Below are 13,835 nucleotides of genomic sequence, written 5' to 3'. Positions count from 1 at the left end.
GCCGCATTCCCAAGCGACGCGTTCAAACCGCGACGCCCAACGTTTCAAACCGTGCTCGGCGACGGCCGAGCAGAGAACCGGATATTCATGCTGCAGGTACTTTATTTCGCCCAGGATCTTGCCGACCCCGCCGTTCGCCGGCGTGTCCTGATGCTCCTTGCCGGGGGTGCAAGGGTCAAGCTTGCGGGGTTCAGGCGCGACGCAAACCCGCTGGCGGCGATCGAGGGCATCGAGCCCATTGAGCTCGGGACAACGCATGACGGGCGTTTCGTTCAACGGATCGGCGCGATTGCCAAGGGCTGCTTCTCGCTCAGGCAGGCGCTGCGCAATGTCGAACGCCCGGACGTGATCATTGCGCGCAACCTCGACATGCTGGCGATCGCCAGGAAGGCTGTGAGTGTGTTGGGCGGTGACGTGCCGATCGTCTACGAATGCCTCGACATTCACCGCCTGCTATTGCGCCCTGACATCGCCGGCAAGACGTTGCGGGCGAGCGAGGCGTTTCTCGGGCGTGATGCGCGGCTCCTGATCACCAGTTCTCCGGCCTTCGTCGAGCACTATTTCCGCCCGCTTTCCGGCATCACGGCCCCGACCATGATGCTGGAAAACAAGGTGCTCGAGCTCAACGAGACCATGGCGCGACCGCTGGTTCCGGCAGCGTCGCCGCCAAAGGATGGGCCGTGGCGTATCGGGTGGTTCGGCGCATTGCGCTGCCGCAAGTCTCTGGCCCTGCTGTCGGCCTTTTCCCGCAAAATGGAAGGACGCTTCGAGATCGTGCTACGCGGTCGGCCGGCCTATTCGCAGTTCGATGACTTCGAGGGCTTCGTGCGCAATGAACCCTTCATGCAGTTCTACGGGCCCTACCGCAGCCCGGAGGAACTGAGCGACATCTATTCCGACGTGCACTTCACCTGGGCGATCGATTTCTTCGAGGAAGGCCAGAACTCGAAATGGTTGTTGCCGAACCGGCTCTATGAGGGCTGCCGCTTCGGCCGTGTGCCGATTGCGCTCCGCGGTACCGAGACGGCACGGTTCCTCGCCATCCGCGGTCTCGGCATGCTGCTCGACAAAGCAGAGCCGGAGGCGCTTACCGCCCTGCTCGGCTCGATCGACTCCGAGCGTTACATTGAGGCATCCGGCCGGATCGCGACTTGCGCGGCCGATACCTGGATTTTCAGCCGCAGCGACTGCGAAAGCCTTGTCCGGCGGCTTTCGGCGGTCACGTCGGCGGCGGCGCCGCGGATCGCGCCTAACCTCTCACCAACTCCTCAGAACGAAGGCGGATTGTCATGAGCAACAACACGCTGGCTTCGACACGAACCCTTATCGTCATCCCCTGCCTCAACGAGGCTGAGCACATCGAAGGCCTGGTTGAGGGACTGCGACCGGCAGCGGCGCATCTCAACGGCGCCATTCTGATTGTCGACGGCGGCAGCACGGATGGCACGCGCGAGATTGCTGCGCGCCTCGCCAAGGCACATGCCTCGGTTCTTGCCCTCGACAATCCGAAGCGCATCCAGAGCGCGGCGATCAATCTTGCCGTCGCCCAATACGGAGCGTCCTACGATTACCTGATCCGCATCGATGCTCACGGGACCTATTCAGACGACTATTGCGAACGTCTTGTCCAAGAGGCGCTTGAGACCGGTGCGGACTCCGTCGTCGTCGCAATGCAGACGGTCGGCTTCACGCCTTTCCAGAAGGCGACGGCCTACGCCCAGAATTCCAAGCTCGGCAATGGTGGCGCCAAGCATCGACTGGGCGCCACGAGCCACTGGGCCGATCACGGCCACCATGCGCTGATGCGGATCTCCGCCTTTCAGGCAATCGGCGGCTATGACGAAATCTTCAGCCACAATGAAGACGCGGAGTTCGATTACCGCTTCCGCCAGGCGGGCTATCGCATCTGGATGACCGACCGGACGAGCATGGTCTACTATCCGCGCGCCAAGGTCGGCCCGCTCTTTCGCCAATACTTCGCCTATGGACGGGGGCGCGCGCGCAATGTCCTGAAGCACCGCGCCTGGCCGAACCTGCGGCAGCTTCTGCCGCTCGCCGTGGCACCCGTCGCCATTGGCGCTCTGCTCGCCGTCATCAACTGGCTCGCGGTCGTGCCGGTGGTCCTCTGGGCCGCCGCCTGCATCGGCTACGGCATGTGGATGGCGCTTGGACAGAGGAACCCCTACGGCCCGCTTGCAGCCCTTTCGGCCATGGTGATGCATTTCGCCTGGTCGGCCGGCTTCTGGCGCGAGCTTCTTACCGCGCGAAACCGAAAGGTGGCGCCATGACCGGACTCACCAGAAAACGGATCGATGTTGCGGTCTGCACCTTCCGCCGTCCGGAACTTGCGGAAACTCTGCATTCGCTGGCACTCATCACGGTGCCCGCCGATGTCAACATCCGCGTCATCGTGGCCGACAACGACACGACGCCGAGTGCCGAGGCGCTGGTCAACCAGATGCGCCCGACCATGCCCTTCGAGATCCTCTACGTGCATTGCCCAGCGTCGAACATCTCGATCGCCCGCAATGCCTGTCTCGACAATAGCGCCGGTCACTATCTCGCTTTTGTCGATGACGACGAGACCGTATCGAGGACGTGGCTCCTGCAATTGCTCGACACGGCCGCTACGACCGGGGCCGATGTCGTGCTCGGCCCGGTTCGCGCCGAATACGCGTTGTCCGCGCCGAACTGGATGCGCCGCGGCGACTTTCATTCGACCCGCCCCGTATGGGTCGATGGCGAGATCCGCACGGGCTACACCTGCAATGTCCTGCTCGATCTCACCCGGCCGGTCCTTTTCGACAGACGATTCAACCTGGCTCTCGGGCGGACCGGCGGTGAAGACACGGAGTTTTTCCGCCATATGCATGCGGCCGGCGGACGTCTCGCCTACGCCCCGGATGCATTGGTCTTCGAACCGGTTCCGGAAAAGCGCGCGCGCCTTGCCTGGCTTGCCAAGCGCCGCTTCCGTTCGGGCCAGACCCACGGGCGCCTGTTAAGCGAGCCGGGCCAACCCGGCAGGCAGGTGGTGGAAATCGCCCGGGCGATGGCCAAATCCGGCTATTGCGCTACGGCGAGCCTCTTTCTTCTCGGGTCGCCGATCGCCCGTTCGCGCTACGCCCTGCGCGCCATCATGCATGCGGGTGTCGTCAGCGGACTTCTCGGCGTACGCGAACTTCAGCAGTATGGGGCCGCGACCGCCGGATGACGATCCCAGCACCAGAGGTCAGTTTTGTCGTCGCGGCCTATAATGCCGCCGACACGATCCGCCGCGCCATTGAGAGCGCGCTCGCACAGGAAGAGGTCGACCTGGAAGTGATCGTCGTCGACGATTGCTCCACCGACGACACCTGTGCCGTGGTCGAAGAGATCGCGGATACACGTGTGCGGCTGTTGCGGCTTGCGAAAAACCGTGGGCCCGGCGGAGCGCGCAATGCCGGGCTTGAGGCTGCACGCGGCAACTGGATCGCCATTCTCGACGCGGACGATACCATCAGCCCCCGACGTCTCTCCCGCATGATCGCGCTGGCGTCGACGGCGAGCGCCCAGATTGCCGTAGACAACATCGACGTCGCGAACCTCGACGGGCGCGTCGAGCGCATGTTTCCCGAAGCCTTGCTCGAACACCACCGGGTGCTGACGCTTGCAGCCTTCATTCAATCCAATGTGCTTTTCCGCTCGACCTATAATTTTGGCTATATGAAGCCGATTTTCGAGCGCCGTTTCCTGGAGGAGCACGGCCTTCGCTTCAAGCAGTCCATCCGGATTGGTGAAGACTACATCCTGCTTGCATCTGCGCTCGCCCATGGCGGACGCTGCATCGTCGATCCCTCAGCCGGCTATTGCTACCACATTCGCGAGGGCTCGATCTCCCGGGTGCTCGAACTTCGCCATATCGAGGCGATGATCGCAGCCGACAAGGATTTCCTCGCAAACCACTCGATCGATGCCGAAGCGATGACAATGCAGCGTCGCCGTGACAGGAGCCTGCGCGAGGCGCATGCCTTCCTGCGCCTCGTCGATCATCTGAAATCCAGATCGTTGGTTGGGGCCGCCCAGGTGGCCTTGTCCGACCCCCGAGCGCTTCGGCACCTCAGAATGCCGATCGCCGTGCGGCTGCGCCGTTTGCTTGCGCCGCTCGCACGATTGAAGCCCGCCACACCGACGGTGGCGGCTGAACGATCCACCTCGGGCAATAGCCCTCACGTACGTAAAGGATAAAGCCATGGACCGTATCAGGACCGTCAGGAAAGCTGTGATCCCGGTCGCCGGCAATGGAACGCGGTTCCTCCCCGCGACAAAGGCGATACCCAAGGAGATGCTGACGATCGTCGATCGTCCGGTCGTGCAATATGCGGTTGATGAAGCCCGCCAGGCGGGCATCGAGCACATCGTTTTCGTTACCAGCCGCAACAAGCAGGCAATCGAGGACCACTTCGACGACACGCCGGAGCTCATCTCGTCGCTGACCCGTTCCGGCAAGAATGCCCAGGTTTCGGAACTGGAAGAGATGCTGCCGCGTGCCGGCTCGGTCAGCTTTACGCGGCAGCAGGCGCCGCTCGGCCTTGGCCATGCCGTCTGGTGCGCGCGCGACGTGATCGGCGACGAGCCTTTCGCGCTGCTCCTGCCGGATATGTTGTGTCACGGCGCACGCGGCTGCATGGCCGGCCTCGTCGATCTCTATCGCCAGACCGGCGGCAACGTCGTCGGGGTCGAGCAATGCGCTCCGGAAGATGCGTCGAAATATGGCATCGTCGGCAAGGGTGCCACCGTTCCCCACGGTTTCGAAGTCACGAAAATGGTCGAAAAACCGCGTGCCGGCGAAGCACCGTCGAATTTTTACCTGAACGGCCGCTACATCCTTCAGCCCGAGATCTTCGACATTCTCGCGCACCAACAACGGGGTGCCGGCAACGAAATCCAGCTGACCGACGGGATGCTGAAACTCTCGCAAAATCAAGCGTTTCACGCCCATCCCTATGAGGGGCGCACCTTCGACTGCGGTTCCAAGGAAGGCTTCATCGCCGCCAATGTCGCCTTCGCACTCGCGCGCTCTGACCTCGGTGACATGGTCTATGCCGCGGTCAAGGACATGGTTCTGTCTCATGAAGGCCGCATCCGCGCGGCATAAGGCTGGTTTGGCGCCTCTTATCGAGGCGCCAGCCTTCGGACCAAAAGGGAAACGGACAGAGCGACCCAATGAACCAAAGAAGTCTCCCCTTCAATAGCGTTGTGCCGAGGGAAATGGAGGAACCCGATAGGTTCATCGACCTTGACCGGCTCTTCTCGGTCATCGTTCGCCGCGCCGGGCTGGTTGGCGCGTTCGTCGTGCTGTTCATGGCACTTGGCGCGGTCTACCTCGTTTTCGCGACGTCGTTCTATACGTCGATGACGCAGATCCTGCTCGACGAGAACCTCTCGAAATACGCCGAGGAGCAGGCGACGCCACAGAACAGCCAGCTGCTCGACACCCAGATGGCAAGCGCCGTCGAGATCCTGAAGTCTGGCGAGCTCGCCTTGCGGGTCGTCGACAAGATGAAACTCGACGACAACGACACGGTCCTCAATCCGCCACGCTCGCCCTTCGGTGCCGTCAAGGACTGGCTGAGATCCGTGACCGGCGTCTTTTCGTTTGGATCCGATATTTCCGAAGAGGCGGCCCGCAATGGCCGACGTCAGAAGGCGGCCGCGCTCATCCAGCAGGGGCTGGCCGTCGAGCGCGTAAACCGAAGCTCCGTTGTTGCGCTTGCTTACCGTTCCAGCGATCCGCAGCTCGCCGCCGCTATCGTGCGCGGCTATGCGGATGCTTATCTCAACGATCAATTGAACGCCAATTTCGACGCGACGGAGCGCGCCTCCGTCTGGCTGCAGGAACGTCTTGCCGACCTCAGGCAACGCTCGCAGGTGGCTTCGCTCGAGGTCGAGAAATACCGCAGCGAGAACGGCCTGACGCTCGCTCGCGGCGAACTGATGTCCGAACAGCAACTGGCAGATCTCAACAGCCAGCTCATCATCGCTCAAGCCGACACGGCAAGCGCGTCCGCACGGTTCAAGCAGTTCCAGGCGATCGTCGACCAGGGGCCTGAAACTGCGGTCAAGAACGCGACGATATCCGCCAAGGAGGGCGACAACTCCGTCATCCGCGAACTGCGTACCCGTTACCTGGCCGTCAGCAAGCGCGAACAGGAAGTGACGCAAAGCTTCAGCGCCGACCATCCCCAGGCAGTATCGCTGCGCAAGGAAAAGTCCGATGTCGGCCGGCAGATCTTCCAGGAACTGGAGCAACTCACTGCAAGTTACCGCAACGAATATGAGGTCGCCCGCTCGCGCGAGGCTTCGCTCAGGGAAAACATCGAAGGCACAACGGGCCGCAACTCCGATGCGAACCTGTCGCTCGTGCATCTGCGCGAACTCGAGCAGAAGTCGGCAGCGTTGAAGACCCTCTACGAGACCTACCTGAACCGCTATGAGCAGGCCTCGCAGCAGCGTTCCTTCCCGATCGCCAAGGCCCGGGTGATTTCCACGGCTGGTGTTCCAACCTCGCCCTCAAGTCCGAAGAAGACCTTGGTTCTGGCACTTTCGGCGGTGCTCGGCATGATGGCAGGCGGTGCGTTCGCAGCTTTCCAGGAGTTCCGCGAGCGGACCTTCCGGCTCGAAAGCGACGTGCGTTCAATCCTCGGGCACAGGTCTTTCGGCTATGTTCCGCTGATCGGCCCGCGTCAACTGACCACGACCGACCGGGTTCGCGCGCGGTTGATGAAGGGCAAGACGCCCCAGCCGACGACACAGGCCGCAGAGCCGTTGCCGTTTGAACGGGTCAGTCGCATCGTGCTCGACGCGCCGCGATCGTCTTTCGCCGAGACCTTCCGAAACGCCAAGCTCGCCTGTGACCGGATGTTGCACGGCAACGGTTCGCGGGTGATCGGCATCGTTTCTGCCGTTCCGGACGAGGGCAAGTCGATCATCGCGGCGAACTTTGCCGCACTGCTCGCGGCGAGCGGCAAGAAAACGTTGTTGATTGACGCCGACATCCGCAAGCCGGGGCTGAGCAAGATGATCAATCCGCCGCCAAAGACCGGCCTCGTCGAGGCGCTGATCGGCGAATCTTCCTGGCCCGCCGGCATCAAGATCGACCAGAAGACAAAACTGGCAATCTTCCCGGTTGGCGGGGAAGCCGGGGCGAAGAGCGAGCCCTATGACAGCCACGAGTTGCTCGCCTCCAAGGCGATGGCCGACCTTATCGACAATGCCCGCAAATCGTTCGACTACGTGATTGTCGATCTTGCAGCACTCGCCCCGGTGGTCGATGGCAAGGCGTTTTCGCCGCTCGCCGATGGCTTCATCTACGTTGCAGAGTGGGGCCGCACGCCGTCGCGTCTGGTGCGTGATCTGCTCAATTCCGAACCGCAGATCAACGGCAAGATCCTTGGCGTGATCCTCAACAAGACGGACATGAACGAACTGGCGAAGTACAGCGACTTCGGTGGCGCTGAGCACTATCGCCATCGTTTCGAGAAGTACTACGTCGAGAACGCCGGGACCTACCGCAAGACTGAGGCTGCCTGATCGCGTTCCCTTGCGCGTCGAGACACGAAGCCTCGGACCGGAAACGGTCCGAGGCCTCTGACTGTGGGTGGTCGCAGGCCAACAGGGCTGAGAATGCCATCCACTGTCGAGCGAAAGCCCGAAAAAGATGATTGCACGGCGATCCTCGCGATCAGACGGACGGTGGGCTGGATCAGCCAGTGAAAACAGATGATCACGGACCCGACGAAGATCGGCCGGCCCCGGCAGCTCTACAGCGGACCGACGCGGCGGATTACGTCGGGACCAGCGCGCGCTAATCGTTAGAAGCTTGCGCCGCTGATATCGCCGCCAAGAGCGTAGCGGCCACCGATCACAAACTGCTCGGCACTTATGGCGATGTGTTTGGCCGCCGCGCGAACGTCGCGTTCGCGCCTCTCGAAGGGCTGGGACTCGGCAAGGGCCCGGGCTCCGATCAGATCGTTCACCCGCAGTACGACGCTCACTGCGACTTCAGCGGCGTGAGAACAGGCAAGCCGATAGTTGATCCGGGCCGCAACCAGATCAGAGCCCTCGCTTTCGATGGACGCGCACAAGTCCGACATGGCTGACCGCATGTAGGCGCCAGCCGCCCTGCACTGCGAAAGGCAGCGCCCGATCTCTGCGTGAGCCAGTTCGCGTTCTGCGACGGGGACGGTCATGCCCTGACGACGGTGGCCGGAGCTTAACGAGATGAGCGCGTCGATTGCGCCCTTCGCGATCCCAAGCGGCACTGTGGCAACAGTCCAGACAAAGGCGGAAATGCCCGGAAGGCGATAGACGACACCGGCGTGGGTAGGATTTGGCTGAAAGTCGCAAACGAATTCGGCTGGCAGGAACGCGTTGTCTGCCTCGAAATCCCAGCTTCCGGTGCCTCTCATCCCTGACACATGCCAGTTGTCGATCAGATTGACGGCCTCACGGGGCAAGAACGCTAGAACGATCCGCCCGCTGCCTTCGTTCACTTCACAAAGCGGGGCAAAGGTCGTGGCGTGTGGCGCGCCGCTGGCGAAAGGCCACCGGCCAGTGATGCGGTATCCACCCTTAGCAGGGACCGCCTTGCCAATCGCGCCTGTGCTTGAGGCGACGAAGGCCGACGGTTTCCCGAACACCTTCTGTGCGGCGTCCAACGGCAGATAGCCGCCAGCGCGCGAAATGCCGCCTCCGTTTCCGACGAGCCAGCCGATTGTTCCATCAACTGCTGCGGCATGCTCGACCACGGTCATGAAGTCGAGGGGCGAAAGCCCGCATCCGCCCAGTTGAGCTGGCAACAGGAGGCGAAAGAACCCCGTTTCACTCAAGGCACCAAACACCTCGTCCGACAGCCTTCGATCCGCGTCAAAGCGCCCGGATTGCTGTGCCAGCAAAGGGCGGATCTGTTCGAACCTTTCGATCATGGTTGCAGCGGTCGATGCCGATTGTCCGTCCAGCATGATGATCTCCTTCCAGAATGCCGGAATGATCGGACTCGATGAGATGCGCGGCAACAGCAAAGAATTCGGGGCAAGGTGAGTACAATTCATCTAGAATTCGACGCATGCACCGCCTTCCGCCTCTTCGAGAGCTTCAGGCCTTCGAATCCGCGGCCCGCCTTCTGAGCTTCAGGAAGGCGGCCGAGGAACTGTCCGTCACACCCACAGCCGTCAGCCACCAGATACGGCTACTGGAACGCTATTGCGGCCAGCCCCTTTTTCAGCGCCAGCCGAGGCCGTTGCAACTCACCACTGCGGGCGCACAGCTTCTGCCGGTTGTCCGGGACGCTTTTCTGTCGATCTCGGACGAGCTTGCGCGCCTTACCCCTGGCAGCCCGATCGGCCATCTTCGGGTGACGACAACCAGCGCCTTCGCCGCGCGCTGGCTGCTGCCGCGCCTGGAAAGCTGGCGAGCGGAAGCGCCGGGATCGACGCTCGACCTTGTGGGAACGGATACGGTACTGAACCTTCGCACGGGCGAAGTTGACGTTGCGATCCGTTATGCGCGGCGATCCCCGACAGACGGAGTCGCGGTGGAGCTACTTCGCGATACCTTCCACGTCGTTGCGGCGCCGTCGATTCTTCAGGGAGGCGTCCGCATGATCGAGCCTCAGGCGATCCTCGATCTGCCACGTGTCGAGGTCGGCTGGCCCCTGACCGACGTAGGTGCGCCCACTTGGCGTCACTGGGAGACTGCAGCCCGAGCGGCAGGCTACCGAATCAGCGGCACCGTCCGGCCACCGCAACTGAAAATCCACGAAGAGCACCACGGGATCGAAGCGATCGTAGCCGGACAGGGTCTTGGGCTGTGTAGTGACGTGCTCGTTGCACGGGAGCTTCGCGATGGCCGTCTTCTGCGAGTCAGCGATATCGTTCTGCCCGGCTACGGCTTCTACTTTGTCTATCGGGCCGAGCACCCGAGGCGCGGGGCCTTGGAAGCCCTGCTTCGCTGGATGCAGCGACAAGCCTCCGCGTGAAGCCGATTGTCAAACATGCGCGTGCGCCGGCTCCCACGCACAGAAGATGACCTCAATCGATACTTCGCGCCGACCCCGAATGGCAGGAATGCCGCAGTTGTGCTGCAGCAAGTCGGTTCCCAGTGAATGATCGGTGTAGGTCTGAACGGCGTATCGTCCTACGGCAGGTTCGTCCGCAAAGCTGCCCTACGCAAACCGCCCCGCGTGAGCCGCTCTGAGGGTTCGAAGTGTCTGAGTCTGACCACTAGCTAGGATCACGCACACGTTTCACGAAAGCGAGTACGCCTACGCTCAGTTGAATAACGTTTGAGGCGAGTTATGATTCCAGACGAAATTACCGCGGCGGCGTGGACCATTTCAGCCAGACATCTCGCACGCGGACAACGCGACCCTACGATGATGATTGCCGAGGCGATTGCGTTGGAGCGGCAACGCTGCTTGGCCATTGCCACCGAATGCTGCGGAGAAAACAGCGGCGTGGCCAGAGAAATACGAAACGCCGGTAGTTAGGTAACGGGTTTCAATCGCCGTACTCACGCGTTGATGATGCCTGCGGCGATCGCGAGAAGTGCGCTATCAACGACTGGTTCCATCCGCGCAGCTCAATCCCTCCAGAAGAGCGGGGTCAGGATGACCAGCACCGTCAGGATTTCGAGACGGCCAAACAGCATCATCACCGACAGAAGGTAAAGGGCCGGATCCGACAAGGTCGAGAAGTTGCCGGCCGGCCCGATGATCGGCCCAAGCCCGGCGCCGACATTGGAGAGTGCTGTGGCAACGGCGGAAGCAGCCGTGACGAGATCATAGCCCATGGCGCCCATCGCCAGGCTGCCGAACGCCCAGATGAACATATAGGCGGTGAAGAACATGAAGACCGTGCGCTGGACATCGATATCGACGAGGCCCTTGCCGTAGCGCACCGTGTGGACCGCATTCGGGTAGATCAGCTTGAAGAGCCCCGCCCGAATGGAATTGAAAATGATGATGAAGCGGTAGGCTTTCATGCCGCCGGCCGTCGAGCCGGAGCAACCGCCCATGAAGGTCGCGGCGAAGGCGAGCGCGACGATGAACTCCCCCCACAGCATGTAATCATCGCTGGCAAAGCCGGTCGTCGACAGGATTGACGAGACCGTGAAGAACCCATGCGCAAGCGCATCGCTCGCTGTGACGCCATTGGCAAGGCGCTGATAAAGACTTGCGGCAAGCGCAAGTATGGTCAGATAGGACAGGAAGACGATGATCTGCGGATCCTTCAGCGTATCGAGGCGACCACGAACGATGAAGAGAATGAGCACCGAAAAAGGCAGGCTGCTCAAGGTCATGAAGAACGTAGCGACCCACAGGATCGGCAGGCTCTTGAAGTAGCCGAGCGAGGCGTCGTGGGTGGCGAAGCCTCCGGTCGCGATCGTCGACATTGCATGGTTCAGCGCGTCAAAGCGGCTCATGCCCAGGTAGGAGTAGATAATCGCGCAGGTGACGGTCAGCACCACGTAGATGAGGATGAAGGCACGGGTAAAGGTGACGATCCTGGCGAAGGGCTTTTCGGTCGTATCCGACGATTCCATCTTGAAGAAGGACATGCCGCCGACACGCAAGTAAGGCATGACAAAGAGCCCGAGCGCCACGATCCCGATGCCGCCCAGCCAATGCAGCAGCGAGCGCCAGAGCAGAATGCCCGGCGGAGCGAAATCGAGACCGGTGATCACCGTTGAGCCAGTTGTGGTAATGCCCGAGACGGATTCGAACAGGGCCTTGGCAAAATCGAGTTTCAGCGACGAGAACCAGAAAGGCACCGCGCCTACAAGCGAGATGACGAGCCAGAGCAAGTTGACGACGAGGAAGCCCATCTTGCGGCTGAAGGGCGGAGGGCCGCCCTGCGTCGCGGCCATCGTCAGAAGTGAGACGCCCCCGGTAATGAAGGCCGACACAGCAAATATCCGCCAATCCGGATGCCCATAGAACAGGTCCACCGCCGCCGGAAGAAGCATCGTGAGCGACAGGTAGAAGGCTGCCTTCGCGGCGATGTTGATAGCGGATTGGTAGAGAGATGCATGCAATGGTCGACGGCCCCAGCGCAGTTGTCCGAAAGCCCGAATCGGCTGTTGGGATCGGCCGCCATTCAATCTGAAAGTCGGGCGATTCGCACCCGCCGCTGCCGGCAAGTCCATCGGACGCAGGCCGAGAGCCCGCTTCCTATCTCACATTCGGCGCGTTTCATCACTGCCGGCGGGACGAGCAGCCGCGACAAACGCCGATACGCTGCGGTTTCCACAGCCGTTCTGCGGCATTTTGCCCATTCAACTCTAACTCACGAAAAGATCAGGCCCTTCGGCCGCGACAAGTCATCACCTTGACTTATTTCAGCGTGTAAAGCCTGCTGCATCCATTCCACATGCAACCTTGAGCACAACCGATGACACCCGCCCGTTTCACCCAATGCCTTCTCGTTCTTCGTTGGACGCCGATCAATCTGGCGAGCGCCCTGCATTGCAACCTGGCGTGGATCGAGGCGATGGAGACCGGCGAAGAAAAGGTTCCTGACGAGCTCGCGACCTGGCTGGAGACGCTGGCACGCACCCACGAGGAACTCAGCATCCCCGTCACCTATCGCGGCAAGGGCTTGGAGCCCGCATCGAGCCGCGCTGTGCGCCGTTGACTGACGCAGCCGGGCGCTGATCCAAGCAGAACTTCTCGCCGGATGGGTCAATTGTCACCCGGGGCGATTGCCAAGGCACCGGCAGGGCTGAGCGTACCGCAGCGCCAGAGCCGGTAAGATTGCTGTGTATCCCAGTCATAGTAGTAGGCCGCATCCAGTCGCTTTGTCTTCGCGAAGTCGGAAAAGACGCTACGCATGGCAGCCATCGCCCCCTCGCGCTGACGATCATCGACGGGACAGGTTCGGGCCGTGTTGGCGATCCCCCACTCCGTCACCCAGCATGGCCGGCCGCTCTCCGTTGGCTCACAGAAACCGAGGAGCTTGGTGACGACGGATGTGATCGCTTTCGGATCCTTGCGGGCGGGGTAGATGTGGATGCCGTAAGCATCGACATGCTTGTCCATTCCCCGTTCCCGCAGAAGCGTTATCACCTCAGCCGGATCGAGCCGCTCCATGCCTTGCCGGTCCGCTTCCTTGGCACCCATGTCAGAGAGCCCGGCGGAGACAATGGCGGCGTCGCTGCTCTTGGCGCTTTTGCGCACCTCGTCACGGGTGATCCTTAGCACCTCTATGTAGCGGTCGAGGCCCTCTTCGAAAGCTGCGCGATCCTTGAGATCCGCGACGGTTCGCGGCGTCAGCTCACCGGGCTTCTGATAGACGGCAAGGTCGCCGTTGTAGCCGGCAAGGTTAATCTCGTTTCCAGGCTCCACCGCGTCGATGCGAACACCGAGAGCATCCAGGCGCGTGAGCGCTTCGCGAAGGCCCAAGCGGTATCGGTCGAGATCCAGATCGGACAGGCGGTTGATGTCCCAGATGCGCCCCTGGCCACTGCGGGGCCGTAGCGCATCCGCATAGTAGCTTTTGTTCGCAAGCTGAATTTCGAGAAGGATATGCAATCCGAGCCGGCTGGCTATGCCGACCGCGTCGATGCTCTTTTCGACCGGTCGCGACAGAGAAAGGCGCACGTGCGTCGCGCCGCTATCGGCGATCTCGTTGAGCACACGCTCCTGCTCGGCGCGGTCGAGCCAGGCGAGATTGAGCCGATTGACCCCGTAGCGCGCAAAAGCAGCGTCCTCGGCCAGGGCTGGCAGGGAGAAAACGATCGCCGCCAGGGAAAGCTGGGCGGCAAGGAGCAGCGCCCATGGCGCTGCTCTCGTCAAGAGG

At 61.9% G+C, this 13,835-nt stretch carries 11 protein-coding genes; 8 read left to right on the top strand and 3 right to left on the bottom strand.

Annotated features, from left to right (window positions below):
- Positions 1-87: 87 nt before the first annotated feature.
- From AC3WWH_RS18075 to AC3WWH_RS18050, 6 genes are all read left to right on the top strand, one after another.
- Positions 88-1,293 (top strand): glycosyltransferase family protein, encoded by a 1,206-nt coding sequence (locus AC3WWH_RS18075; RefSeq protein ID WP_492377141.1) that lies wholly within the window; start codon positions 88-90, stop codon positions 1,291-1,293.
- Entirely contained in the window at positions 1,290-2,288 is a 999-nt protein-coding gene (locus AC3WWH_RS18070) for a glycosyltransferase family 2 protein (RefSeq protein ID WP_492377140.1), read from the top strand. Before AC3WWH_RS18075 ends, AC3WWH_RS18070 begins: the two co-directional genes overlap by 4 nt.
- Positions 2,285-3,211 (top strand): glycosyltransferase family 2 protein, encoded by a 927-nt coding sequence (locus AC3WWH_RS18065; protein WP_492377139.1) that lies wholly within the window; start codon positions 2,285-2,287, stop codon positions 3,209-3,211. The genes AC3WWH_RS18070 and AC3WWH_RS18065 overlap by 4 nt, the downstream gene beginning before the upstream one ends.
- Positions 3,208-4,224: a glycosyltransferase family 2 protein gene (locus AC3WWH_RS18060; protein WP_492377138.1), complete on the top strand. Its 1,017-nt coding sequence runs from the start codon at positions 3,208-3,210 to the stop codon at positions 4,222-4,224. Before AC3WWH_RS18065 ends, AC3WWH_RS18060 begins: the two co-directional genes overlap by 4 nt.
- Positions 4,225-4,228: 4 nt before the next feature.
- Positions 4,229-5,134 carry a UTP--glucose-1-phosphate uridylyltransferase gene (locus AC3WWH_RS18055; RefSeq protein WP_057249467.1) on the top strand — a complete coding sequence of 302 codons (906 nt, stop codon included), beginning with the start codon at positions 4,229-4,231 and terminating at the stop codon, positions 5,132-5,134.
- A 68-nt stretch (positions 5,135-5,202) separates the two neighbouring features.
- Positions 5,203-7,569, top strand: coding sequence for a polysaccharide biosynthesis tyrosine autokinase (locus AC3WWH_RS18050; RefSeq protein ID WP_492377137.1), 2,367 nt, complete (start codon positions 5,203-5,205; stop codon positions 7,567-7,569).
- Positions 7,570-7,850: 281 nt separating this feature from the next.
- On the opposite strand, the gene AC3WWH_RS18045 is transcribed toward AC3WWH_RS18050, so the two are convergent.
- Positions 7,851-8,999 (bottom strand): acyl-CoA dehydrogenase family protein, encoded by a 1,149-nt coding sequence (locus AC3WWH_RS18045; RefSeq protein ID WP_197417249.1) that lies wholly within the window; start codon positions 8,997-8,999, stop codon positions 7,851-7,853.
- 104 nt (positions 9,000-9,103) lie between these two features.
- Between AC3WWH_RS18045 and AC3WWH_RS18040 the strand changes: the two genes are divergently transcribed.
- On the top strand, positions 9,104-10,015 hold the full coding sequence (locus tag AC3WWH_RS18040; protein WP_058320949.1) for a LysR substrate-binding domain-containing protein: 912 nt from the start codon (positions 9,104-9,106) through the stop codon (positions 10,013-10,015).
- A 602-nt stretch (positions 10,016-10,617) separates the two neighbouring features.
- Here the strand turns inward: AC3WWH_RS18040 and AC3WWH_RS18035 are convergent.
- On the bottom strand, positions 10,618-12,072 hold the full coding sequence (locus AC3WWH_RS18035; RefSeq protein ID WP_058320950.1) for a TrkH family potassium uptake protein: 1,455 nt from the start codon (positions 12,070-12,072) through the stop codon (positions 10,618-10,620).
- Positions 12,073-12,428: 356 nt separating this feature from the next.
- On the opposite strand from AC3WWH_RS18035, the gene AC3WWH_RS18030 reads away from it, so the two are divergent.
- Entirely contained in the window at positions 12,429-12,671 is a 243-nt protein-coding gene (locus AC3WWH_RS18030; RefSeq protein WP_492377136.1) for a hypothetical protein, read from the top strand.
- A 47-nt stretch (positions 12,672-12,718) separates the two neighbouring features.
- Here the strand turns inward: AC3WWH_RS18030 and AC3WWH_RS18025 are convergent, their stop codons facing one another.
- Complete coding sequence (locus AC3WWH_RS18025) at positions 12,719-13,807, bottom strand: glycoside hydrolase (RefSeq protein ID WP_492377165.1); 1,089 nt, start codon at positions 13,805-13,807, stop codon at positions 12,719-12,721.
- Positions 13,808-13,835: the final 28 nt, after the last annotated feature.

The organism is Ensifer sp. EB106-03-01-XG145, from assembly GCF_058792075.1.
Note: the sequence above shows the minus strand (reverse complement) of the source record. Positions and strands in the feature narration are given on the sequence as shown.

Coding starts and splice junctions, on each gene's coding strand:
- AC3WWH_RS18075 (WP_492377141.1), top strand. CDS start 88: ATGCTGCAGGTACTTTATTTCGCCCAGGATCTTGCCGACCCCGCCGTT.
- AC3WWH_RS18070 (WP_492377140.1), top strand. CDS start 1,290: ATGAGCAACAACACGCTGGCTTCGACACGAACCCTTATCGTCATCCCC.
- AC3WWH_RS18065 (WP_492377139.1), top strand. CDS start 2,285: ATGACCGGACTCACCAGAAAACGGATCGATGTTGCGGTCTGCACCTTC.
- AC3WWH_RS18060 (WP_492377138.1), top strand. CDS start 3,208: ATGACGATCCCAGCACCAGAGGTCAGTTTTGTCGTCGCGGCCTATAAT.
- AC3WWH_RS18055 (WP_057249467.1), top strand. CDS start 4,229: ATGGACCGTATCAGGACCGTCAGGAAAGCTGTGATCCCGGTCGCCGGC.
- AC3WWH_RS18050 (WP_492377137.1), top strand. CDS start 5,203: ATGAACCAAAGAAGTCTCCCCTTCAATAGCGTTGTGCCGAGGGAAATG.
- AC3WWH_RS18045 (WP_197417249.1), bottom strand. CDS start 8,999: ATGCTGGACGGACAATCGGCATCGACCGCTGCAACCATGATCGAAAGG.
- AC3WWH_RS18040 (WP_058320949.1), top strand. CDS start 9,104: ATGCACCGCCTTCCGCCTCTTCGAGAGCTTCAGGCCTTCGAATCCGCG.
- AC3WWH_RS18030 (WP_492377136.1), top strand. CDS start 12,429: ATGACACCCGCCCGTTTCACCCAATGCCTTCTCGTTCTTCGTTGGACG.